General features: G+C 70.6%; 22 protein-coding genes and 1 pseudogene. 15 read left to right on the top strand and 8 right to left on the bottom strand.

Going from position 1 to position 22,774, the window contains the following annotated elements:
* Positions 1 to 9 precede the first annotated feature (9 nt).
* The gene (locus ACFRFC_RS09980; protein WP_382684184.1) at positions 10 to 597 is read right to left on the bottom strand and encodes a Uma2 family endonuclease; all 588 of its coding nucleotides are present in this window, start codon (positions 595 to 597) and stop codon (positions 10 to 12) included.
* Between the two features lie 106 nt (positions 598 to 703).
* Here ACFRFC_RS09980 and ACFRFC_RS09975 point away from each other — a divergent pair, with 106 nt between their 5' ends.
* A complete protein-coding gene (locus tag ACFRFC_RS09975) occupies positions 704 to 1,465 on the top strand; it encodes an aminoglycoside adenylyltransferase family protein (protein WP_382684187.1) in 762 nt (253 codons plus the stop codon).
* 37 nt (positions 1,466 to 1,502) lie between these two features.
* Here ACFRFC_RS09975 and ACFRFC_RS09970 read toward each other — a convergent pair whose 3' ends face one another.
* The gene (locus ACFRFC_RS09970; protein WP_382684190.1) at positions 1,503 to 2,177 is read right to left on the bottom strand and encodes an SGNH/GDSL hydrolase family protein; all 675 of its coding nucleotides are present in this window, start codon (positions 2,175 to 2,177) and stop codon (positions 1,503 to 1,505) included.
* A 109-nt stretch (positions 2,178 to 2,286) separates the two neighbouring features.
* On the opposite strand from ACFRFC_RS09970, the gene ACFRFC_RS09965 reads away from it, so the two are divergent.
* Positions 2,287 to 3,267: a WD40 repeat domain-containing protein gene (locus ACFRFC_RS09965; protein ID WP_382684192.1), complete on the top strand. Its 981-nt coding sequence runs from the start codon at positions 2,287 to 2,289 to the stop codon at positions 3,265 to 3,267.
* Positions 3,268 to 3,288: 21 nt separating this feature from the next.
* On the opposite strand, the gene ACFRFC_RS09960 is transcribed toward ACFRFC_RS09965, so the two are convergent.
* Entirely contained in the window at positions 3,289 to 4,140 is an 852-nt protein-coding gene (locus tag ACFRFC_RS09960) for a TetR/AcrR family transcriptional regulator (protein WP_382684194.1), read from the bottom strand.
* A 104-nt stretch (positions 4,141 to 4,244) separates the two neighbouring features.
* On the opposite strand from ACFRFC_RS09960, the gene ACFRFC_RS09955 reads away from it, so the two are divergent.
* The 4 genes from ACFRFC_RS09955 to ACFRFC_RS09940 all read left to right on the top strand — a co-directional run bounded on the left by ACFRFC_RS09955 (position 4,245) and on the right by ACFRFC_RS09940 (position 8,198).
* Positions 4,245 to 5,207: an ATP-binding cassette domain-containing protein gene (locus ACFRFC_RS09955; protein ID WP_382684196.1), complete on the top strand. Its 963-nt coding sequence runs from the start codon at positions 4,245 to 4,247 to the stop codon at positions 5,205 to 5,207.
* A 38-nt stretch (positions 5,208 to 5,245) separates the two neighbouring features.
* A complete protein-coding gene (locus ACFRFC_RS09950) occupies positions 5,246 to 6,061 on the top strand; it encodes an ABC transporter permease (protein ID WP_382684492.1) in 816 nt (271 codons plus the stop codon).
* 133 nt (positions 6,062 to 6,194) lie between these two features.
* Entirely contained in the window at positions 6,195 to 7,301 is a 1,107-nt protein-coding gene (locus ACFRFC_RS09945) for a hypothetical protein (RefSeq protein WP_382684197.1), read from the top strand.
* Between the two features lie 30 nt (positions 7,302 to 7,331).
* On the top strand, positions 7,332 to 8,198 hold the full coding sequence (locus tag ACFRFC_RS09940) for a DUF3592 domain-containing protein (RefSeq protein WP_382684200.1): 867 nt from the start codon (positions 7,332 to 7,334) through the stop codon (positions 8,196 to 8,198).
* Here the strand turns inward: ACFRFC_RS09940 and ACFRFC_RS09935 are convergent.
* Entirely contained in the window at positions 8,128 to 8,640 is a 513-nt protein-coding gene (locus ACFRFC_RS09935) for a hypothetical protein (protein ID WP_382684202.1), read from the bottom strand. The genes ACFRFC_RS09940 and ACFRFC_RS09935 overlap by 71 nt on opposite strands.
* 20 nt (positions 8,641 to 8,660) lie before the next feature.
* Positions 8,661 to 8,885 carry a DUF397 domain-containing protein gene (locus ACFRFC_RS09930; RefSeq protein WP_382684204.1) on the bottom strand — a complete coding sequence of 75 codons (225 nt, stop codon included), beginning with the start codon at positions 8,883 to 8,885 and terminating at the stop codon, positions 8,661 to 8,663.
* A 181-nt stretch (positions 8,886 to 9,066) separates the two neighbouring features.
* Here ACFRFC_RS09930 and ACFRFC_RS09925 point away from each other — a divergent pair.
* Positions 9,067 to 9,840: pseudogene (locus ACFRFC_RS09925) on the top strand (DUF6879 family protein).
* A 12-nt stretch (positions 9,841 to 9,852) separates the two neighbouring features.
* Positions 9,853 to 10,701: a helix-turn-helix domain-containing protein gene (locus ACFRFC_RS09920; RefSeq protein ID WP_382684207.1), complete on the top strand. Its 849-nt coding sequence runs from the start codon at positions 9,853 to 9,855 to the stop codon at positions 10,699 to 10,701.
* 254 nt (positions 10,702 to 10,955) lie between these two features.
* Here the strand turns inward: ACFRFC_RS09920 and ACFRFC_RS09915 are convergent, their stop codons facing one another.
* Positions 10,956 to 11,381: an ATP-binding protein gene (locus tag ACFRFC_RS09915; protein WP_382684209.1), complete on the bottom strand. Its 426-nt coding sequence runs from the start codon at positions 11,379 to 11,381 to the stop codon at positions 10,956 to 10,958.
* Positions 11,382 to 11,560: 179 nt separating this feature from the next.
* Between ACFRFC_RS09915 and ACFRFC_RS09910 the strand changes: the two genes are divergently transcribed.
* From ACFRFC_RS09910 to ACFRFC_RS09900, 3 genes are all read left to right on the top strand, one after another.
* A complete protein-coding gene (locus tag ACFRFC_RS09910) occupies positions 11,561 to 12,424 on the top strand; it encodes a helix-turn-helix domain-containing protein (RefSeq protein WP_382684211.1) in 864 nt (287 codons plus the stop codon).
* A gap of 2 nt (positions 12,425 to 12,426) precedes the next feature.
* Positions 12,427 to 12,606 (top strand): DUF397 domain-containing protein, encoded by a 180-nt coding sequence (locus tag ACFRFC_RS09905; protein ID WP_382684214.1) that lies wholly within the window; start codon positions 12,427 to 12,429, stop codon positions 12,604 to 12,606.
* 191 nt (positions 12,607 to 12,797) lie between these two features.
* On the top strand, positions 12,798 to 13,709 hold the full coding sequence (locus tag ACFRFC_RS09900; RefSeq protein WP_382684216.1) for a hypothetical protein: 912 nt from the start codon (positions 12,798 to 12,800) through the stop codon (positions 13,707 to 13,709).
* Between the two features lie 129 nt (positions 13,710 to 13,838).
* Here ACFRFC_RS09900 and serC read toward each other — a convergent pair whose 3' ends face one another.
* The gene (gene serC, locus ACFRFC_RS09895) at positions 13,839 to 14,957 is read right to left on the bottom strand and encodes a phosphoserine transaminase (RefSeq protein ID WP_382684219.1); all 1,119 of its coding nucleotides are present in this window, start codon (positions 14,955 to 14,957) and stop codon (positions 13,839 to 13,841) included.
* 169 nt (positions 14,958 to 15,126) lie between these two features.
* Positions 15,127 to 15,627, bottom strand: a complete 501-nt coding sequence (locus ACFRFC_RS09890) for a DNA-binding protein (RefSeq protein ID WP_382684222.1) — start codon at positions 15,625 to 15,627, stop codon at positions 15,127 to 15,129.
* 168 nt (positions 15,628 to 15,795) lie between these two features.
* Between ACFRFC_RS09890 and ACFRFC_RS09885 the strand changes: the two genes are divergently transcribed.
* The 4 genes from ACFRFC_RS09885 (at position 15,796) to ACFRFC_RS09870 (ending at position 22,689) form a co-directional block, all read left to right on the top strand.
* Positions 15,796 to 18,750, top strand: a complete 2,955-nt coding sequence (locus ACFRFC_RS09885) for an FAD-binding and (Fe-S)-binding domain-containing protein (protein ID WP_382684224.1) — start codon at positions 15,796 to 15,798, stop codon at positions 18,748 to 18,750.
* 167 nt (positions 18,751 to 18,917) lie between these two features.
* The gene (locus tag ACFRFC_RS09880; protein ID WP_382684226.1) at positions 18,918 to 19,898 is read left to right on the top strand and encodes a DMT family transporter; all 981 of its coding nucleotides are present in this window, start codon (positions 18,918 to 18,920) and stop codon (positions 19,896 to 19,898) included.
* A gap of 200 nt (positions 19,899 to 20,098) precedes the next feature.
* Positions 20,099 to 20,893: a TIGR03084 family metal-binding protein gene (locus tag ACFRFC_RS09875; RefSeq protein ID WP_382684228.1), complete on the top strand. Its 795-nt coding sequence runs from the start codon at positions 20,099 to 20,101 to the stop codon at positions 20,891 to 20,893.
* On the top strand, positions 20,890 to 22,689 hold the full coding sequence (locus ACFRFC_RS09870; protein WP_382684231.1) for an acyclic terpene utilization AtuA family protein: 1,800 nt from the start codon (positions 20,890 to 20,892) through the stop codon (positions 22,687 to 22,689). Before ACFRFC_RS09875 ends, ACFRFC_RS09870 begins: the two co-directional genes overlap by 4 nt.
* Positions 22,690 to 22,774 lie beyond the last annotated feature (85 nt).

The following is a 22,774-nucleotide window of genomic DNA, read 5'->3' as shown; positions in this document are numbered from 1 at the left end:
CGGGTGTGGTCAGTCGCGGGGGAACGTGGACGTGTCGATGGTGAGGTCGAGGAGGGTGTGGGTCAGATCGACGGTCTCACCGAAGTCGACCCGGGACTCGGTGCGGTACTCGCCGTCCTTGGGGTCGGTGAAGAGATGGCAGCGGCCCTGGTAGGAGTCCGCGATGAGATACACGGGGACCTCGGCCTCCGCGTACGTGGCCTTCTTGGGGCCGTAGTCGTTCATCCCCGTGCCGCGTGAGATGACCTCGGCGACGAACTCGACATCCTCGTGGCGCCAGCCGCGCTCCGGGTCGCGTTCGGCCCCGTCCCGCAGCTTCATCACATCCGGGCAGAAGCCGTTCTCGAAGCCGGGGAAGTCGATGCGGACATCTGTGGTCACCATGATGTCCCGGCCGAACCTGTCCTCCAGCGCATGGGTGATCCGGCGGATGATCTCCCCGTGCGTGTACCGCTGCGGCACCATAGTGACGGCCCCCTCGACGACCTCGACCTTGAAACCTTCGGGGATCATCCGCTCCACCAGCTCGAACAAGTCATCGAGGTGCTGTGCGTTCTCGTCGGCCATTTCGATCCTGTCGGTCTCCACGACGGTCATCGTGGCGCTCCTCCCCGGCTGCCCCGCCAACGGGTACAGCCGCGCGGTACAACGATACGTTCAAAGGTTTGGACACGGACAGTGATCCATGACCACACTGCCGAGCATGCCATCAACCCCCCTCACCTACCCCCTCGTACGTCTCCTCCACCGCCACCTCGACGGCACCCTCCTGGGCGTCTACCTCCACGGTTCCGCCGTCCTCGGCGGGCTGCGTCCGCACAGTGACGTCGATCTGCTCGTCGTCGTGGAGCGACCGCTGACGGACACGCAACGCCGGGACCTGGTGCGGGAGCTGATGGAGGTCTCCGGCGCCCCCGGTGACCCCGGGCGGCGGCCCGTCGAGCTGATCGTCGTCGTGCACGGCGAGATCAGTCCGTGGCGCTCTCCGCCGACCTGCGAGTTCCTGTACGGGGAGTGGCTGCGGGCGGAGTACGAGCGGGGGTACGTCCCCGCCGCCGGGCCGATGCCCGACCTCGCCCCGCTGATCACCATGGCCCGCGACGGCGACACCCCGCTTCACGGCCCGCCCCCGGACCGGCTGCTGCCGCCCGTCCCGCCCGCCGACCTGCGCCGGGCCATCGTGGCCGGGGTGCCGGAGCTGATGGCCGAGCTGGACACGGACACCCGTAACGTCCTGCTGACCCTCGCCCGGATCTGGACCACCCTGGTCACCGGCGCCATCCGATCGAAGGACGCGGCGGCTGACTGGGCGCGTGAGCGGTTGCCGGAGCGGCATCGTCCGGTGCTGGAGTGGGCGCGGGCGGGGTATCTGGGGGCGGGGCCGGAGGGGCCGGTGCCGGGTGGGGTGCGGGAGTGTGCGGACGCGATGGTGCGGGAGATCGAGGCTGCCGCGCACTCTTCTTGAGCGGCTCAAGCGACTCAATCGCCCTGTTGACCGCCGCTCACCCCTCGTACTCGCCCCCCAGCCCCCACCCCTGGTACATCGCCTCGGCGAACGCCTCCGCGATCTTGTGCTCGCCGCTGGTGTTCGGGTGGGTGCCGTCGTAGGTGTCGGTGTCGACGTCGTACGACGCCGGGAGTGACGCCGGCAGCAGGGAGGAGCGCGGCTCGTCCAGGTCGGCGACGGTCTTCGCGAGGAGTTCGTTGAACGTGGCGACCTGGGTGGCGAAGGCGGCGTCGGAGGTGGCCCGGATGTTGGGTATCACCGGCAGCACCACCATCCGCACGCGCGGCCGGGCCGCCCTCGCCTCGGCGATGAAGGCCCGGACGTTCTGTGTGGTCTGTTCGGGGTCGGTGTAGAAGCCCAGGTCGATCAGGCCGAGGGAGACCAGCAGCACATCCGCGCGCGTCTCCCGCACGGCCTGTCCGATCATGGGCGCCATGTGCTGCCAGCCCTCGCCCCAGCCGGCCAGGTGCGCGCGCGGGAAATCAGGCTCGGCGTAGAGATAGGAGACCGGCGCGTCGGCTCCCTTGTCGTACAGCGTCTCGCGCGGTCCGACCAGGGTGAACGGGCCGCCGTGGGTCGCGCACAGGTGCCGCCACATCCGGTACCGCCAGGTGTGCTCGCCCGCACTGCCGATGGTCATCGAATCGCCTACCGGCATCAACCTGAGCATCCGCTCATGATGGCCGACCCGGGGTGGGGCGGGGACGGCGGGGGCAGGGGACGCGGCGCGCGGCACAGGTACCGAGGGGAACGCCCGTACGGGATGGCAGTCTTGGGGCATGCGCCGATCACTGGTCCCTCTCGCCGCCGCCCTGCTCACGGTCGGGCTGTCCGTGCCGTCCGCGTCCGCCGCCGACGGTGACGAGGGGTTCACGATCAAGGATCCGCGGATCACCGAGTCCAGCGGGCTCGCCGCGTCCCGGCAGCATCCGGGGATCTACTGGACGCACAACGACAGCGACGACGGGGCCTTCCTCTACGCCGTGGACGGCGCGACGGGCGAGACGGTCGCGACGATCACCCTCACGGGCGTCGGCACGCCCCGGGACGTCGAGGCGATCTCGATCGGGCCGGACGACCAGATCTATGTCGGTGACATAGGGGACAACCTCGGCGGGACCTGGGACCACGTCTGGATCTATCAGCTGCCCGAGCCCGCGGAGCTGACGGACCAATCGATCGCGGCGACGCAGTACGTCGTCCAGTACGCGGACGGTGCCCGGGACGCCGAGTCGCTGGTCGTGCACCCGCGGACCGGGCGGGTCTACATCGTGGACAAGAACAGCGAGGGCGGGCACCTGTACGAGGGACCGGCCGAGCTGTCGGCCTCCGGCACCAATGTTTTCGAGCCGATCGCCGCCGTCCCCGACCTGGAGGCCACCGACGCGACGCTCTCCCCGGACGCGGGGCATCTCGTCGTCCGCAGCTACTTCGGGGCCATCGACTACGAGTGGAACGGCGGGCAGCTCAAGCGGCTGGAGCGGCTCAGCGTGCCGACCGGGTTCGTGCAGGGCGAGTCGGTCACGTACACGGCCGACGGGAGCAAGCTGATGTACGGGGCGGAGGGGGAGGGGAGCCAGGTGCTGCCCGAGGACGCGCCCGGGGGCGGTTCGGGATCGGGCGCGCAGGACTCGGGGTCGTCGGCGGCGGGCGAGGACGCCGGGGACGGGCCCGGTCTCTCCGTCGGGGCCGGGGCGCTGGCCGTGGGGGTGCTGGCGCTGCTGGTGCTGGGGGCGCGGCGGCGGAGGCGGCGGGGTTAGTTAGCCGGCCGCGCTCAGAGGTCAGTGGGCGTCCGCCTCGGTGGGCTCGGGGTGCGTCGAGGGCGTGGTGGCCGCCGCCCGCGCCGTGACCGCCGCCCTCGCCGTGACCATCGCCTCCAGGCCGTCCAGGATGCGCTTCAGGCCCCAGCCGAAGTGGTCGAAGTCGGTGCCCCAGGTGTCCTCGTCCAGGGCGGCCATCAGCGGGAACCGGCCGGAGGCGAGGACCTTCTCCAGGGTCGGCACCTGGGCCGCCCAGAACTCGGTGTCGGTCAGGCCGGTGCGGTGCTCGGCCGCCTCCCCGTAGAGCTGGGTGCGGGCGGCTCCGACGACATAGCTGTCGACCAGGATGATCGCCGAGACGAGTTCGATGTCGGGCAGGTTCATCGGCTTGATGCGGGAGAGGACCTTCTCCATGGCGCCGAGGGCGCTCGGGCCGAGGATCGGGCGGGTCTGGTTGACCTGGAGCAGCCAGGGGTGGCGGCGGTAGAGGGCGAGCGTGGCGTGGCCCATGTGCTCCAGGGCGGAGCGCCAGGTGCCGTCGCCGAGGGCGGCGGGGTTCTCCGAGGGCCCCTGGACCCGGTCCAGCATCAGATCGAGCAGCTCGCCCTTTCCGGGGACGTACCGGTAGAGCGACATCGCGCCGGTGCCGAGTTCGGCGGCGACGCGGCGCATGGAGACCGCCTCCAGGCCCTCGGCGTCCGCGACCTGGACGGCCGCATCCACGATCCGGTCGAGCGTCAGGCCCGGTTTGGGGCCGCGGCTGGGCCGCCGGCCGGTGTCCCACAGCAGTTCGAGCGTGCGGGCGATGTCCCCGCTGCCGCTGGTCTGTGTGCCGTCACCGGCGTTCTTGCCCCTGTTCTCGCCGCTCGTCATGGGCTCAGCTTAAATCCCTGGACCAAAATTGGGTACGCTGTACGCGTCATCGGGTACGGTGTACTCAGTTGGATGGCGGGCCGAGCGGACATAGGGGGCAGGGCATGGACGGATACGCGGTGCGGGCCGAGGGCCTGGAGAAGCGGTACGGCGAGAAACGGGCTCTGGACGCCTTCGACCTCGCCGTGCGCGAGGGCACCGTGCACGGCCTGCTCGGGCCGAACGGCGCCGGGAAGACCACCGCCGTACGCATCCTGTCCACGCTGGTGAAGCTGGACGGCGGACATGCCACGGTCGCCGGACTGGACGTGGCCCGCAAGCCGCGCGAGGTACGGGCCCGGATCGGGCTCACCGGGCAGTACGCGGCGGTTGACGAGGTGCTCACCGGGCGGCAGAACCTGGAGATGTTCGGCCGGCTCTTCCACCTCGGCGGCGCGCGCGCGAAGAGCCGGGCGGTGGAGCTGCTGGAGCAGTTCGATCTCACCGAGGCGGCCGACAAGGGCGCGGGCGGCTACAGCGGCGGCATGCGGCGCCGGCTGGACCTGGCCGCGTCGATGATCCTGGCCCCGGCGGTGCTCTTCCTGGACGAGCCGACGACGGGCCTGGACCCGCGCAGCCGGGGGGAGGTGTGGGAGTCGGTGCGGGCGCTGGTGGCGAGCGGTACGACGGTCCTGCTGACCACCCAGTATCTGGAGGAGGCGGACAAGCTGGCGTCCCGGATCACGGTCATCGACCAGGGCCGGGCCATCGCCGACGACACCCCGGACGGGCTGAAGAACCTGATCGGCGGCGACCGTATCGAGGTGGTGCTCGCCGAGCGGTCGGACATCGCGCGGGCCGTGAAGGTCGTGGCGCGGGTCTCGGACGGCGAACCGGAGTCCGACGAGACGGAGTTGCGGGTGCACGCCCCGGTGACCGACCGGGTGGCGGCCCTCACGGACGTCGCCCGCACCCTCCAGGACGAGGGCGTCCGCGTCGAGGACATCGGGCTGCGCAGGCCGAGCCTGGACGATGTGTTCCTGCGCCTGACCGGACACCGGGCGGAGAAGAAGGAGACGGCGGCGTGAGTGCTGTGGACCTGAAAGAAGACGGCGGTGTGAGCACGGTGGCTGTCAAGACCGAACTGCCCTCGCGCGGCGGCACGTACTGGCTGCTGTCGGATGTCTGGAACATCGTCCGGCGCGGTCTGACCCACTACCAGCGCCAGCCGGTGAACATCGCCTGGCAGCTGGGCTTCCCCATCCTCTCCGTCCTCCTCTACGGCTATGTCTTCGGCAGCGCGATGACCGTGCCGGGCGGCGGGGACTACAAGGACTTCCTGATGCCGGGGATGTTCGTGATGACGATGGCGTTCGGCTTCATGAACACGGCGACGGTGGTGGTGTACGACTCCACGAAGGGGGTCATCGACCGCTTCCGCTCGATGCCGATGTCGTCGTCGGCGGTGGTGGCGGGCCGTGGGGTCACCGATCTGCTGGTGGCGTGCGCCGAGCTGGCCATCATCATGCTGACCGCGCTGGCGATGGGCTGGCGCCCGGACGGCGGCTGGGGCTTCCTGGCGGCCTTCGGACTCCTGCTGTGGCTCCGCTTCTCCCTGATCTGGGTCGGCGTCTGGCTGGGCCTGATCGTCCCCAACCCGGAGGCGGCGGGCGGCCTGTTCGCGGTGGCCTTCCCCCTGACGATGATCTCCAGCATCTTCGTCGCCCCGCAGCTGATGCCGGACTGGCTGGGCTGGGTGGCGGCGTGGAACCCCATCTCCTCGACGGCCGCGGCCTCACGTGAGCTGTTCGGCACGCCGGTCGGCGGCGGGGACTCCTGGATCGAGGAGCACGCGCTGCTGATGGCGGGGGTGTGGCCGGTGGTCCTGACGGCGATCTTCCTGCCGCTGGCGGTACGGAGGTTCCAGCGGCTGAGCCGGTAGCGGGCGGGAGCGCCAGGGGTCGGGGGAGGCCGTTGGCGGGGGCGGGTAGTTGGCGAGGGAGGCCAGTTGGCGGGGGCGGGTAGTTGGCGGGGGGACCTACCGGCCGCCATCCGGGCCCGCCACAATCACCCGTATGACGATCACCACGGGTGTCAGGCCCCCCAGGCCCCCCAAGCGCACCACGCCCGTCACCCTCCTGCTGGGCTTTCTGACGGGTGGCGTGATCGGGGGGTCGCTGACCGCCTTTGTCGTCGGCATCAACATCGAGAAGGTGCCGCTGACCGTCGCGGGTCTGGCCGTGCCCGCCGGATACGCGCTGCTCTACTACCTCTCCGGTGCGCCACGGCGGGCCCGCGAGGCGCGGGTCGTGCCCCGCACGGCACTCGCGATGATCGAGAGTCTGGACGCCGTCCGGGGCGAGACGAGCGACGTACCGGTGCGGTTCGATGTCACGGTGGCGCCGGAGGACGGGCCCGCGTTCCGCGTCGAGTTCAAGCAGGACATCAATCTGGTCGAACTGTCCGACTACCGCGCGCGCGGGATGCTGGTGGTCCAGTACCCACCGGACAAGCCGTGGCAGGTAAGGATCGTGAAGCGGCCGACGCCGGAGTGGGAGGAGCGGGTGGCCGGGGCGCGGATCGACTCGGCGCCGGGCCCGGCCATGACGGTGGACGACCGGGACGGCTGCGCCCTCGGATTTCTCTCGGTGCTGGGTCTGCTGCTGGGGGTGGCGGCGGTGGTCTTCCTGTTCCGGGGGGACTTGTTCGACGGGACGGACACGGCAGCCCACCCGTCCGTCTCTTCCTCTTCTTCTTCCTCCACGACGGTGGTGTCGTCGGCGACGAGTACGGTCACGCTGGGCGCGGGCCAGTCGTTCCTGGACGAGGGTGAGCTGAGCCGGGCGATCGAGTCCCTCACCCAGGCCGACGACCAGGACAAGGGCCCGGCCCTGACCGTCGTCGTACAGGATCGGATGCTGTCGGTGGTGTACGTCCCCTCCGACTCCCCGGCACCGGGCTTCGACCTGGCCTCCCTGCCGTACGAGCGTTTCCCGGCCCTGGTGGAGGAGGCCCGCACCACCCTCGGGGTCCAGTCCCCCGACTCCTGGCAGATCACTGCCGAGAACCTCACAGCCGACAGCGTCACCATCAGGGTGGGGGTGACCGGCCCCGAGGGCACGGCGTCGCTGGAGGCGGACGAGCGGGGTGACGTGGTGGCGCGCACTCCGGCAGGGGACTGAGGGGACTGAGGGGAACGAGGGGAATCAGCCATGGACTGGAATGAGTATCTGGCGCTGTGGTGCGCGGTGTTCGGCACGGTGGCGCTGGTCGGCTACGGGCGGTCGCTGGCCGGGGTGACCCGGGCCCAGCGGATGGTGAGGGTCAAGGGCAGGATCGAGCGGGTGACGGAGCCTCGGCACGGCGGCTCGAAGCGGGGCGGCCTACCGGTGGTGGTCACCTTCCGCGACCCGGCCACCGGGCGGGAGCACACCGTCACGAACGACGGCGAGCACGGCGACTGGATCGACACGGCGTGGACGGGCCGCGAGATCGGCGTCCGCTACCTCCCTGGCCAGCTCCACAACTTCCGCTTCACCACCGGCCTGGAGACGGGCCGGGGGCTCGGCTGGCCGAGCTGCGCGGTCTTCCTCATCTATGCCGGAGTGGTCACCTACGCGGCGATCGACTGGGGCTGGCCGTGGTCACTGATCGGCTCAGGCGCGCCGCTGGCCGTCAGCGCCGCGTTCTTCCTGCCGGTGAACGCCCATGAGGCGAGCCGCCGTTTCGCCCGGCTGACGTCGATGACTCCCGTCCCCGGGCGGATCATCGCCGTACTCAAGGACGTCAGCTCCGACGGCGAGGGCGGCCTGACGACCAGTCACACCCCGGTCCTCGCGTTCACGACCCACGCGGGCGAGGCGGTCCTCGCCTACTGCACGAGGGGCCTGCCGGACCCGGTCAAGTCCCACGGCCGGGAGGTCACGGTCCACTACACGCCGGAGAACCCGTCCGTCTTCACCCTGGACCTGCCGGACCAACGCCATTCCCGGGGCCACGACATCGTCCTCACCGCGCTGGTGCTGCTGGCGGGGCTGGCGGCGGTGGGGGTGGGGGCGGCGCTGGCGGAGTTGCCGTAGGGCAGGGGAGTGCCGGGTACTGCCGGTTCGGGGTGCAGGTGACGAGGGCGAGGCAGAGGTAGGCGGGGCGTTCGAGGTAGAAGCCGAGGGACACGTCGTCGCCGGCGGCGAGCCGGTGGTGGGCGGAGGCGACGAGGGCGCCGGGGTCGCAGGGGGAGGCGAACCGGGGTGTGTAGGTGACGAGCCGCTCTCCCAGCCAGGCGGCGGCCGGCCGGGGGTCGTGCCAGGTGCCGCGCACGAGTGAACGGGCTTTGACGAGCCAGTACGCCGTCTCCAGCGGGGGCAGGTCCGAGGCGGGGAACTCGGCGGCGACCTCGCGATACCTCTGGATCAGCTCGGGTCGCGCTCCGGCGGGGGGTGGGTCGTGGTGCGGGGGCCGCCGTAGGGCTTCCTGGTCGAAGCGGGGTTTGGGGCCGGTCCAGAGGTAGGCGTGGTGGTGCATGGTCGGTGGGTTGTGTCAGGTCAGAGGGGGAGGCCGAAGCGGGTGGGGTCGATGCCGGCGACGGCCAGCTCCTCGGTGGTGAAGCGGAGGGGTTCGGCGTCGGGGCGCTTGCTGTCGCCCAGGGCCCAGGCGTCTTCGCCGATCCGGGCGAGGACGACACAGCCGTCGGAGCAGGGGCCTCCGCAGGCGGCGGCGTAGGTGACGGTGGTGAGGTCGAGGGCGTAGAGGTCGGTGGGGGTCGGCATGGCTGGGCCTTCCTTCTCGGTGGGTCGGGTCTGGGTGATGACCGTAGGTGACGGGAAGGAAGCGGAGGGTCGAATATTCTTGATTATTCTCGCGTGGTGACTCTGGATGCATGGACATTCACCGAGCGGTATCGAGATGCTGTCCGCGCTGACATCAACAACACCGAGGAGGTGGTCGCACATGGCGCGACGGTTACGGTTCAACGGGACTGGTAGCGGTGTTACGGGATGCCCTTCCGTGCATGAGGACCTGGACAGCGGAGAGGTGATCGTGCATGGTCCTCCGCTCGCCGACGCGGAGGACATCGCTCAACTCCAGCATCTCTCGGAGGGAGAGGTCGCGGTCGTTGTGCCGCGAGACCTGCTGGTCGACTGGACCCCGAAGGAGCGGTCGCGGCAGTCGCGGACGATCGATCTGGAGGAGTTCCACACCCTGTTCGAGAATTACGAGCACACCGCCTGGCGTCTGGAGACGCGTGGCCGGTACGCGAGCGACGAATAGGGCGAGCGCTGGACCCGTTTCATCGAGAACGGCACGATCGGTGAGGACTCGGCGCCGAACTCCCTCTACAACTGGTGGACGGAGACGACACGGGCGAACATCGAGCAGGGGAAGCGGATCGAGCGGGTACGTATCGTGGATCGGCCCGCCACCACCGGTCAGCGCTATCTGTTCGACAGTGCGAGGTGGAACATCGGCCTCGGCGAGGACATTCGCAACTTGTGGCGTGCCGACGCGGACCGCCTCCGGCTTCCCGCCGAAGACTTCTGGCTGTTCGACAGCCGACTCATCGCGCTTCTGCGTTTCGATGACGACGACCAGCTCACGCACGTGGACCTCATCACCGAACCCGCAGAGGTGGTGCGCTGCGCCATGATCCGGGATGCTGCTTGGCATCACGCCGTATCGCGGGAGCGGTTCATGGCCGAGATGAACAGCGACGCACAGGAGTAAGAGCGGGTACCGGTGAGTACGGACTACCAGAGGGCACGTGAAGAGCTGGGCCGCAAGCTCAGGGAACTGCGCGTGGACAGCCCTGTGGGTCGGCTCACCGGTACGGAACTGGCTCAGCGTCTGGGCTGGCCCCAGTCGAAGGTCAGCAAGCTGGAGAACGGCAGGCAGACACCCACGGCCGATGATCTCCGGGCATGGGCGGAGGCCGTGGGGCAGCCTGGCGTGATAGTCGAACTCCAAGCCCGCCTGCGGGGTTTCGAAAGCCATATCAGATCCTGGCGGCGCCAGCTGGCGGCAGGGCATGCCCCTGTGCAGGAGGCGTGGAACGCCCTCATCACGGAGTCCCGAACCCTGCACTGCTGGGACAGCTTCGCCATCAACGGAATGCTCCAGACCGCTGACTACGCCCGGAATATCTTTGAGCGCTTCGCGGATTTCCGGCGCACTCCACGGGACACCGAGGAGGCGGTGCGTGCCCGTATGAAGCGGCAGGAGTGGCTGTACCGGCCCGGCAGGCAGCTGAAGGTGATCATGCCTGAGAGTGTCCTGTGGGCTCGCATCTGCCCACAGGAGGTTCTGGCCGCTCAACTTGACCGGCTGCTCGGCGTGGTGGGTATGGACACCGTTCACCTGGGGATCGTTCCACTGGACGCCCAGCTGCGACTTCCACCGGGTAACGGGTTCTGGATCCTGGACGACCGACTGGTCACCGTCGAGGACTGGCACGCCGAACTCTTGCTGGACGATGCCGAAACGATCGCTCTCTACCGCCGGGTCTGGGACACCTTCGAAGAGTCGGCAGTCTTCGGCACGGACGCGCAACAGGTGATCGCGAGGGTCCGCCGGAGCATCAAGGTCTGAGGACGTACGGCCGCACCACGTCGTCCGACGTTTCCCAGCGCGGCCCCTTCGGGCGCTCGGGGACCTGCCAGCACTCCTCGTCCGGCAGCAGCGGCAGACGATGGCCGGCCGCGCGATTGCGTCTGGCCCAGCGGCGCCAACGGGCCTGGTGAGGGCTTGGCAGCCGCCAGACGTACGGGTCTGGGGTCCGGGCCTCTTGCGCGAGGGCCTGGACGCTTGGCGCGGGGCGCCTGGGACGCAGGCGCGCGAGCGCGTCATAAATCCGCCGGAGCATGCGCCGCCTCCAGCTTCTCGGTGACCGTGAATCGCGCCCACACGCACTTGGTGTACGGCTCGGTCCGGTGGCCCCAGGCGTCGGCCAGCCCGGCTACGAGGGTCAGTCCGCGTCCGTGTTCTTCGTCCGGGTCGGAGTCGTGGGGCTGGGGGAGCCGGTCCCGGTCGGGGTCGGCGACCTCCAGCAGCAGTTCGGCGCCCTGGAGCGTGAGCGTGATCCGTACCTGGGCGTGACCGACCCGGCAGTGGGCCACGGCGTTGGTGATGAGTTCGTTGGCGGAGAGCGTGATGGCGTCGGCGACTTCGCCGGTGATTCCCCAGTTCGCGAGCACCTTGCGGATGCGGTGGCGGGCCGCCGGGACGTGCTGCCTGCGCTTGGGGATGCGGAAGATCTCGGGTTCGGGCATGGGGGTGCCGTACCTCCTGACGTGTCGTCAAGATGCGGAACTGAAAGCTCCTTGTGGGCTTGAGGCTAGAGCCGCAGGTCGTATAGCCGCAACCACTTCAAGTCGCATACATGCCGTTGGAGGTATGTTCGATTGACGCATGCTCTACAGTTTTCTTGCGACAGAGAGAGGGGTCTGGGATGCCCACAGGGGGACGGCCAACCGTGCGCAGTCGGCGACTTGGTGCCGCGCTCAAGACGTATCGGTTGGCGGCCAAGATGGATCAGGTCCAAGCCGCCGAGGTGATCGCCGCACACCAGACCAGGGTCAGTCGCATAGAGACCGGGCATGTTTGCGCCCGCGCGCTGGAAGTCCGAGCGCTGCTGGATGCGTACGGAGTGCATGACTCGGAAGTCCGGCGGAAACTGGAAGAGTTGGCCCGCCAGTCGAAGCGTCGGGGCTGGTGGCTTGAGCATGCGGAACATTTGCGGCCGGATTATGTCGATCACATCGCGTTGGAGGACGACGCGACCTACATCCGCCAATGGCACCCCACGTTGGTGCCTGGACTGCTTCAAACACCGGTCTACGCAGCGGCAGTTATCGCGGCTGGCCCTGACTATGTGGCCCCAGAAATGGTCACTCAGCTGGTGAAGGTGCGCCAAGAGCGGCAGGCGAAGATCGGGGGTGGTGGAACCTCGTACGCCGCCATCCTCTGGGAGGTGGTCGTTGCCCAGCCGTTGGTGAGTGCCGACATTCACCGAGATCAGTTGGCTGCGATCCTTGAGGTCGGCGAGCGCAAGAATGTCACTGTCCAGGTGCTTCCGTTTAGTGCGGGAGCACTGGCTGCCACGACCGCTGGCTTTTCCTCCTTCAGCTTCGAATCCGAACCGATCGTTGAAGCCGTGACGCTGGAGAACCTGCGAGGAACGTCGGTTCTTGAAGCGCCGGAAGACCTGGCGGCTTACAGCAACATGTACGACGTACTACGATCGGCAGCACTGACACCGGACGCGAGTTCGAAGCTCATCCGGGACATAGTGCAGCGAATGAAGGAAGACTGATCGTGATCGAGGTTAAGGGTTCCTTCTGGAAGTCGTCGTACTCCGGACAGCATGGCGACTGCGTAGAGGTCGCCGACACCGCTCTTGGCGGCCGGGCCGTCCGTGACAGCAAGCAGCCCGCCGGCCCCCTCCTCACCGCCTCGCGCGAGAGCTGGCACGCGTTCGTCCGGCAGTTCGGATAGGCGCAGGCACACTCAGGGGCGCCCCGCGGATCCCGTAGGGCGCCCTTTGGCATAGGCCAGAGGCATGTTCACTCGTCCGGCTGACACGGCGCCCGTACGCTTCCGTGGGGCGGTCGGGCGCAACTACCTTCCGCCGTATGGTCAGTTCAGCTCACGATGCGAGGCATTGGCTTCTCCGGCAGGAACCGGCGTTGTTCGCCCGGGTCTTGCGGCGGGCCGGTATCACGTTCCCCGAGTACGTCTCCATCGGCCACCTGGACGCTGACCTCACCGACAGCAGGTCGATCGAGGGCCGGGTGGACAGCCTCTTCAGGGTTCACGCCGTCGATGACACCGGCGGCTTCCTGCTGGTGGTCGAGTCGCCGGACAAGCGGGAGCCGGTGAGGCGCGACAACTGGACGTACTACTTGGCCTATCTGTACGCCAAGTACCGGCTGCCGGCGATCCTCCTGGTGCTCTGCCGGGACAAGGCGACGGCCGCGTGGGCGGCGGAGCCCATCCGGATCGGGCGCCGCTTCCACACCACCATCGAGGTGTGCCCGCTGGTACTCGGGCCGGGGAACCTGCCCACGATCACCGATCCGGGCGAGGCGGCGCGAGACCTTCCGCTCGCCGTGTTCTCGGCGTTCGCCCACGCCAAGGACCCGGGGCTGCCCGTCATCCTGGAAGCGCTGGTGGCCGGAATGGAGACCTGGTCCCCGGACGGTACCGACATCGGCGACGGGATGAGCGTCGATGACTGGGCGGAGTACGTCGAGATCGGCCTGGGCGAGGGCCCGGCCCGAGACCTGTGGAGGCAGCTGATGGGCAAGTGGTCACCGAAGTTTCCCGGTAGTGGCACGCTCCTGGAAGAGGTATGGCTCGCGGGCCGGGAAGAGGGTGAGGCCAAGGGCCGCGCGGTGGGCCGGGCCGAAGGGCGTGCCGACGGCCGGGTCGAAGGAATCCTGCGCATTCTCATCGGGCGCGGAATCGAGGTCTCCGCCCCCGTCCGCCAGCGGATCATCGGCTGCACCGACCTCGATGTGCTGGGTGTCTGGTTCGACCGGTCCCTGAGCGTGACGACTGCCGAGGAACTCCTCGTCGAAACCGACGCCCAGAGGTAGGGCACAGAGCCAGGGCACAGGCACAGGCACAGACGAGAAGGGCGCCCCCGGATCGTCGATCCGCCGGGCGCCCTTCGGCGTCGTACAGGAAACCGCGTACAGCAAACCGCCGTACGGGACGCGGCAGCGTCAGAGCTGCTCGATCACATAGTCCACGCACTTCGTCAGCGCCTCGACATCCGACGGCTCGATGGCCGGGAACATCGCCACGCGCAACTGGTTGCGGCCCAGCTTGCGGTACGGCTCGGTGTCCACGATGCCGTTGGCGCGCAGCACCTTCGCGACGGCCGCCGCGTCCACCTCGTCGGTGAAGTCGATCGTGCCGATGACCTGCGAGCGCTTGGCGGGGTCGGTGACGAACGGGCTGGCGAACTTCACGTCCTCCGCCCAGCCGTACAGCGTCCGCGCGGACGTCGCCGTGCGGCGGACCGCCCAGTCCAGGCCGCCCTGGCCGTTGAGCCAGTTCAGCTGCTCACCCAGGAGGAACAGGGTGGCGAGCGCCGGGGTGTTGTACGTCTGGTTCTTGCGCGAGTTGTCGATCGCCGTCGGCAGCGAGAAGAACTCCGGGATGTGACGGCCGGACGCGTGGATCCGCTCCGCGCGCTCGATCGCGGCCGGGGAGAAGACGGCGATCCACAGGCCACCGTCCGCCGCGAAGGACTTCTGCGGGGCGAAGTAGTACACGTCGGTCTCGGCGATGTCGACCGGCAGGCCACCGGCGCCGGAGGTGGCGTCGACCAGCACCAGCGCGCCCTCGTCCGCGCCCGCGACCCGCTTGATCGGCATGGCGACACCGGTCGAGGTCTCGTTGTGGGTGAACGCGTACGCGTCGACGCCCGCCGCCGCGACCGGCTCCGGGTGCGTACCGGGGTCGGACGCGATGACGTCCGGGTCGGCCAGCCACGGCGCCAGCTTCGCGGCCTTCGCGAACTTCGAGCTGAACTCACCGAAGTTCAGGTGCTGCGACTTGGTCTCGATCAGGCCGTGCGTCGCGACGTCCCAGAACGCCGTGGAACCGCCGTTGCCGAGGATCACCTCGTAGCCGTCGGGCAGCTGGAACAGCTCGCGGATGCCGTCACGCACCCGGCCGACCAGGTTCTTGACCGGGGCCTGGCGGTGGGAGGTGCCCAGCAGGGAGGCACCGGTGGCGGCGAGGGCGTCCAGCGCCTCGACTCGCACCTTGGAGGGGCCAGCGCCGAATCGACCATCGGCGGGCTTGATGTCAGCGGGAATCTGGATGTCGGCCACGATCCGGAGCGTATCGGGTGGGCGAAACCGGGCGGAAACATGTCCGTCGGATGAGACGGGTTTGGCGAGTCGTGGACGCCCGGTTCCGGCCCCGACTCCGGACCGACTCCGGACCGACTCCGGACCGACTCCGGACCGAATCCGGCCTGCGTCCAGCCTCACCAGGCCGTCAGGCCAGTCCCTCGTCCGAGGCCCCGGAATCCTTCTCCTCCACCGGTTCCTCCGCCGGCGCCCGGCTCGCCAGCCGCTCGTACCGCTGCCGTGCCGCCTGCGGGGTCCCCAGCCCCAGCCCGAACGCGATCTCCTGCCAGGTCATCCCCCGCCCCCGCGCCATCTGGAGGAGCCCGGTCTCCAGCTCGTCCATCTCACCGCGCACCAGCGGTACGAGGCTCAGCGCGGCGGTGATGTCCGCCTGGTCCACCTCCGGCTCGCCGTCCTCCCGCAGGGCCGCGCCGCTGAGCAGGAACGACACGAGCCTGACGGCTTCGTGCGGCCCCAGGAACGAGGGGTGCGCCTGGCGGCTCCGCTGCGCGTCGCTCGCCGCGTGGCGCTCCGCGATCCGGATCAAGGACGCGTAGACCCGCCGCGCCCGCGCCTGCTCGGGCTGCGGAGGGGTGAAGGGGGTGGGGGCGGGGGTGGGGGTGGCGTGCTGCTGCGGAGGTTTCGGCATACGGTCAGGATGAGCGATACACGATGTGATGTCAATGTGTTGTTTTGAACGAGTCGTTCAATTCCGATGCCGCCTGCCCGCCTCCCCTGGCTCGTATTAGTACGACAATTCCCACCCGCCTGTGGACAACTCGCCGTCACTGTCCGTGAACACGTGCATCCTGGACCCATGACGGATCGCACCGATCGCACCGATCGCACCGACCGCGCTGATCACACCGATCAGACGGATCTCGAAGCGGAACTGCGCCGCGCAGTGCGCGGTGACGTCGGTTTCGATGTCACCTCCCGCGCGCTGGTCACCATGGACGCCTCCAACTACCGGCGGGTCCCGCTGGGGGTGGTCGCGCCCAGAGACGCCGATGACGTGGCGGCCGTGCTGGCGGTGTGCCGCGCGCGTGGGGTGCCCATCGTGCCGCGCGGGGGCGGGACCTCCATCGCCGGGCAGGCGACCGGCACCGGCGTCGTCCTGGACTTCACGCGGCACATGAACCGGCTGATCTCCCTGGACGCCGAGACACGTACCGCCGTCGTACAGCCGGGGCTCGTCCTGGACCGGCTCCAGGAGGCCGCCGCCCCGCACGGACTGCGCTTCGGACCCGACCCGGCCACCCACAGCCGCTGCACCCTCGGCGGCATGATCGGGAACAACTCGTGCGGTTCCCACTCCGTCGCCTGGGGCACCACCGCCGACAGCGTCCGCGAACTCTCCGTGCTCACCGCGCGGGGCGAGCCACTGCGGCTGGGGCAGGAGTGGGCCGGTGCGCCGGACGGGCTCCGGGAGCTGGTCGACGACCAGTCGGCGCGGCTGCGCACCGGGTTCCCCGACCTCCCCCGCCGTATCTCCGGCTACGCGCTGGACGCGCTGCTGCCCGAGCACCACGCCGATGTCGCCCGTTCTTTCTGTGGCTCGGAAGGCACCCTCGGCGTGCTCACCGAAGCGGTCGTACGGCTGGTGGAGGCACCCCGGGCACGGGCACTGGCGGTGCTGGGGTACGCCGACGAGGGCGCCGCCGCCGAAGCCGCCGCCGGGCTGCTGCCGTACGGGCCGCTGACCGTGGAGGGCATGGCCATCGACCTGGTGCCCGACCCGGCGGGGCTGCCGCGCGGCGCGGCCTGGCTGTTCGTGGAGACGGGCGGCGAGACTCCGGCCGAGGCGCGGGCGCACGCCGACGCCGTCGTCCGCGCGGCCGACGTGCTCGACGCCCGCGTGGTCACCGACCCCGCCGGGCAGCGCGCGCTGTGGCGGATCCGCGAGGACGCCGCCGGTACGGCGACCCGGATGCCGGACGGCAGCGAGGCATGGCCCGGCTGGGAGGACTGCGCCGTACCGCCCGCCCGCCTCGGCGCCTACCTGCGCGACTTCCGGGCCCTGCTGACCACCCACGGCCTGCGCGGCACCCCGTACGGGCACTTCGGTGACGGCTGCATCCATGTCCGGATCGACTTCGACCTGCTCACCGACGCGGGCGTGGCCCGCTTCCGGCGCTTCTCCGAGGAGCTGGCCCACCTGGTCGTCGCCCACGGCGGCTCGCTCTCCGGGGAACACGGCGACGGGCTCGCCCGTTCTGAACTCCTCCCCACGATGTACGGGCCGGACATGGTCGCCCTCTTCGAGCGGGCCAAGGCCGTCTGGGACCCCGACGACCTCCTCAACCCCGGAATGCTGGTCCGCCCCGCCCCCCTCGACGCCGACCTGCGCTTCGCCGTATTGCCCCGCGAGCCCGTCGACGTGGCCTTCGGCTACCCCGCCGACGGCGGTGACTTCTCGGCCGCCGTCCGCCGCTGCGTCGGCGTCGCCACATGCCGTACGACCACCGCGTCCGGGCCCGCCGTCATGTGCCCGTCCTTCCGCGCGACCGGCGACGAAACCCACTCCACCCGGGGACGCGCCCGGCTGCTGCACGAGATGCTCGCCGGGGAGCTGGTGACCGACGGCTGGCGGTCCACGGAGGTACGGGACGCGCTGGATCTGTGCCTGTCCTGCAAGGGCTGCCGCTCCGACTGCCCGGTCGGTGTCGACATGGCCACCTACAAGGCGGAGTTCCTCCACCACCACTACGCCGGGCGCCGCCGACCCGCCGCGCACTACAGCCTCGGACGGCTGCCGCTCTGGCTGCGCTGGGTGTCCCGGACCCGCACGGCCTGGCTGGTCAACGCCCTGGCCGCCGTGCAGCCCCTGGCCCGGCTCGGCAAGCGGCTCGCCGGTGTCGACCGTGAGCGGGGGATTCCCCGGCTGGCCGGGCAGACCTTCAGCCGGTGGTGGGAGCGACGCCGGGGCACCACGACCGCCCCGCCGGACGGCGAACTGGTCATCCTCTGGCCGGACACCTTCACCGAGCACCTCGCCCCGTCCGTCGGACAGTCCGCCGTCCGGGTCCTGGAGGCCGCCGGGCTGCGCGTCGCGCTCCCCCCGACCGTCCACTTCACCCGCCCCCCGATCGGCGACGGCATCACGGTCGCTCTCGACCCCAGGTCCCTGCTGCGCGGCCGGGGCCGGGTCTGCTGCGGCCTCACCTATGTCTCCACGGGCCAGCTCGACCGCGCCCGCGCGGTGCTCCGTCGCACCCTCGACCTCATGGAACCCGTCCTGGAGACCACCGCTCCCGTGGTCGTCCTGGAGCCCAGTTGCGCCGCCGCACTGCGCACCGACCTCCCCGAGCTGCTGCCCGACGACCCCAGGGCCGCCCGTCTCGCCGCCCGCGTCCTGACCTTCGCCCAGGCCCTGGAGCGCCACGCCCCGCACTGGACACCGCCCCGGCTCGACCGCCCGGCCGTCGGACAGACCCACTGCCACCAGCACGCGGTCCTCGGCGACACCGCCGAACGACGGCTGCGCACGGCGGCCGGCCTGACCGGCGAACTCTCCGGCGGCTGCTGCGGCCTCGCCGGAAACTTCGGCTTCGAACGCGGCCACGCCGACGTCTCCCGGGCCTGCGCGGAGGAACAACTCCTCCCGTCCCTGGCATCGGCCCCCGCCGACGCGGTGCTCCTGGCGGACGGCTACTCCTGCCGGACACAGCTGGAGCAGCTTGCGGGGGCGCGGGGGAGACATCTGGCGGAGGTGCTGGCCGAGTCACTGCCGCCGGAGGTGCCGCCGGAGATGCGGCCGCCAGGTTCGTGACCGGGCCCCGGCCGAGGGTGCCCGACCAGGCCCCGCCGGGGTGACGGACGTGACAGAAAGGTCAGTGGCGTGAGCGGTTCACACCCCTGACGGAGTCCACTACTCTGGACTGATAGGTACATGGTAATGAACGGCAATCATCCGCACCGAGCCCCCTGGAACGCCCTGTGACCACCCCCGACGCAGCCACCTCGCCGTCGCCCGCGCCGACCCGGGCCCCCGCCACCACCCCCTCCGGTGGCTCCCCGCACCGGCGCGGGTCGCTCGGGCCCGTCGGGCTGGTGCTGGCGGGCGGGGTGTCGGTGCAGTTCGGCGGGGCACTGGCGGTGACCCTGATGCCCCGGGCCGGTGCCCTCGGCATCGTCACCCTGCGGCTGGCGGTGGCGGCGCTCGTGCTGCTGATCATCTGCCGGCCCAAGCTGCGCGGACACTCCCGTACCGACTGGGGCACGGTCGTGGTCTTCGGCATCACCATGGCCGCGATGAACGGCCTCTTCTACCAGGCCGTGCACCGTATCCCGCTGGGCCCTGCCGTCACCCTCGAAGTGCTCGGTCCGCTGGCCCTCTCCGTCATAGCCTCCCGCCGGGCGATCAATTTCGTCTGGGCGGGCCTCGCCCTGGCCGGTGTCTTCCTGCTCGGCGGCGGCGGTTTCGACACCCTCGACCCGGTCGGCGCGGCCTTCGCCCTGTCGGCGGGCGCGATGTGGGCGGCGTACATCGTCTTCAGCGCTAGAACCGGCCGCCGCTTCCCGCAGGCGGACGGACTCGCGCTGGCCATGGCGGTGGCGGCGGTGCTCTTCCTGCCCCTGGGCATCGCCGAGTCCGGTACGAAGCTGCTGGACCCGGAGATCCTCGCCCTGGGCGCGGCGGTCGCCGTCCTCTCCTCGGTGCTCCCCTACACCCTCGAACTCCTCGCCCTGCGCCGCCTGCCCGCCCCCACCTTCGCCATCCTGATGAGCCTTGAACCGGCCATCGCCGCCACCGCCGGTTTCCTCATCCTCGACCAGGCCCTGACCACCATGCAGGCCGCCGCCATCGCCCTGGTCATCGCGGCGAGCATGGGCGCGGTGAGAACGCAGACCCGCCGGATGAACCCGATCGGCCCCAAGGGGCGGCGGGGGAAGTCGCGGGTGTCCCCGGAGCGGTAGCGGCAGCAGGGGTGGCAGCAAGAGTGGCTGTCAGCGGGCCGCTGTAGCGCGGCCACAGCGGCAGGGTGACCACCCTCCGCCATTCAATGCAAGCACGCTTGCTTGTTTCTCCCCCCGCTGCCATGCTCTCCACGCACCGCACCGCACCGCACCGCACCGCACCGCCCCACACACCGTCGTGTTCCGAGGGGAGCGCAGCCGTGTTTGATTCGACGCCCGTCTTCGATGATCTGCGCGAGGAAAGCGCGGAGGTCGACGCGATCGTGGCCGCGCTGGGACCGCGGGAGTGGGCCTCGCCCACACCGGCGCCGGGGTGGAGTGTGGCGCATCAGGTAGCCCACCTTGCGTGGACGGACCGGTCGGCCCTGCTGGCGTTGACCGATGAGGCCGGCTTCCAAGCATGCGTCGAGAAGGCGCTGGCCTCGCCGGAGACCTTTGTGGACGACGGGGCCAGGGAGGGTGCCGGGGTGCCGCCCGCCGAGTTGCTGGCGCACTGGCGTGCGGGGCGGGCGGCGCTCGATGCGGCTCTGCGGGGTGCGCGGCCGGGCGCGCGGTTTCCCTGGTATGGGCCGCCCATGTCCGCCGCTTCCCTCGCGACCGCCCGGATCATGGAGACCTGGGCGCACGGGCTGGACATCGCCGATGTGGTGGGTGTGGTGCGGCCACCCTCCAAACGGCTGCGGCATGTGGCACGGATCGGGGTCCGGGCGCGTGACTATGCCTTCGGGGTGCGTGGACTGACTCCGCCCGCCGAGGAGTTCCGGGTGGAACTGGTCGGTCCGGGTGGGGAGTTGTGGGAGTACGGGCCCGAGGGGGCCGGGCAGCGGGTCACCGGACCGGCGCTCGACTTCTGTCTGCTCGTCACCCGGCGTGCCCATCGCGACGACCTCGCCCTCCGGGCCGACGGCCCCGACGCGGACCGCTGGCTGGACATCGCCCAGGCGTTCGCGGGCCCGCCCGGCGCCGGACGCCCACCGAAAGGGGACGCGCAGTGAACGCCTCGACCCCCGTGGCCCCGGAGGGGGAGCCGTTCCGTATCGGCAACGCCTCCGGCTTCTACGGCGACCGTTTCGACGCCCTGCGCGAGATGCTCACCGGCGGTGAGCTGGACGTGCTGACCGGCGACTATCTCGCCGAGCTGACCATGCTGATCCTCGGCCGGGACCGGCTGAAGGACCCGGGGGCGGGATACGCCCGTACGTTCCTGCGGCAGCTGGAGGACACCCTCGGGCTCGCCCAGGAGCGGGGCGTGCGGATCGTGACCAACGCGGGCGGGCTGAATCCGGCGGGGCTCGCGGACGCCGTGCGCAAGCTGGCGGACCGGCTCGGCATCCCCGCGCGCGTGGCGCATGTCGAGGGCGACGACCTCACCGCCGCCCACCCGGGCACCCTCGCCGCGCACGCCTATCTCGGAGGTTTCGGGATCGCGGCCTGTCTGCGCGCGGGCGCCGATGTCGTGGTCACCGGGCGGGTGACGGACGCGGCGCTGGTCACCGGACCGGCCGCCGCGCACTTCGGGTGGCGGGCGGACGAGTACGACCGGCTGGCGGGAGCCGTCGTCGCCGGGCATGTGCTGGAGTGCGGGACACAGGCGACCGGCGGCAACTACGCGTTCTTCAACGACGACGGGGACAGGGACGTCCGCCGTCCCGGCTTTCCGCTCGCCGAGATCCACGCCGACGGCACCAGCGTCATCACCAAACACCCCGGCACCGGCGGGTTCGTCGACGTCGGGACCGTCACCGCGCAACTGCTGTACGAGACGGGCGGCGCCCGGTACGCGGGGCCGGACGTCACCGCGCGGCTGGACACCGTACGGCTCGCCCAGGACGGGCCCGACCGGGTGCGGATCGAGGGCGTCCGGGGCGAGGCACCGCCCCCCACCCTCAAGGTCGGGCTCAACCGCCTCGGCGGCTTCCGCAACGAGGTCGTCTTCGTGCTCACCGGCCTGGACATCGAGGCCAAGGCGGCGCTGGTGCGCGGGCAGTTGGAGGACGCGCTGGCCAAGTCCCGCCCCGCCGAGGTCCGCTGGGAGCTGTCCCGCACCGACCGGCCCGACGCCGGTACGGAGGAGACGGCGAGCGCGTTGCTGCGGCTGGTCGTGCGGGACGCGGACGAGCGCAAGGTCGGGCGGGCGCTGAGTGGGGCCGCCGTGGAGCTGGCGTTGGGCAGTTACCCCGGGTTCCATGTGCTCGCGCCACCTGGAAAGGGCTCGCCCTATGGGGTCTTCGAGGACACCTACATCCCCCAGGGTGAGGTCGACCATGTGGCTGTCCTCCCCGACGGACGCCGGGTGAAGGTCGCTCCGGCCGCCGAGACCCTCGTAATCGAAGGGTTGGGAGGATGGGGAGTACCCGAAGTCCCTGAAGTCCCCGAAGCACGCCAAGTCCCCGAGGTCCCCGAAGCCCTCGAAGGCGTCCCGGGACCAACCCTCCCCCCACCCCCGCCCACCCCCGGCCCCACCCGCCGCGCCCCCCTCGGGCTGGTCGCCGGGGCGCGGAGCGGGGACAAGGGGGGCAACGCCAATGTCGGGGTGTGGGCGCGGTCGGAGGACGCGTGGCGGTGGCTGGCGTACGAGCTGACCGTCGAGCGGTTCCGGGAACTGCTGCCCGAGACCCGGGACCTGCCGGTCACCCGGCACCCGCTGCCCCATCTCCGCGCGCTGAACTTCGTGGTCGAGGGCATCCTCGGCGAAGGCGTCGCCGCGCAGGCCCGTTTCGATCCGCAGGCCAAGGCGCTCGGCGAGTGGCTGCGCTCCCGCCACCTGGACATCCCGGAGGCGCTGCTGTGATCGCCCTGCCGCCACAGCCCCCACCATCCCCCACCGCCGCCCAGACCCATCCTCACCCCGGCTCGCACCCCCACCTCGCGCCGCC

The sequence above is a fragment of the Streptomyces sp. NPDC056734 genome (assembly GCF_042790455.1).
GTDB lineage: Bacteria > Actinomycetota > Actinomycetes > Streptomycetales > Streptomycetaceae > Streptomyces.
The sequence above is the reverse complement of the archived record's forward strand: the minus strand, read 5'-3'. Positions and strand labels throughout refer to the sequence as shown.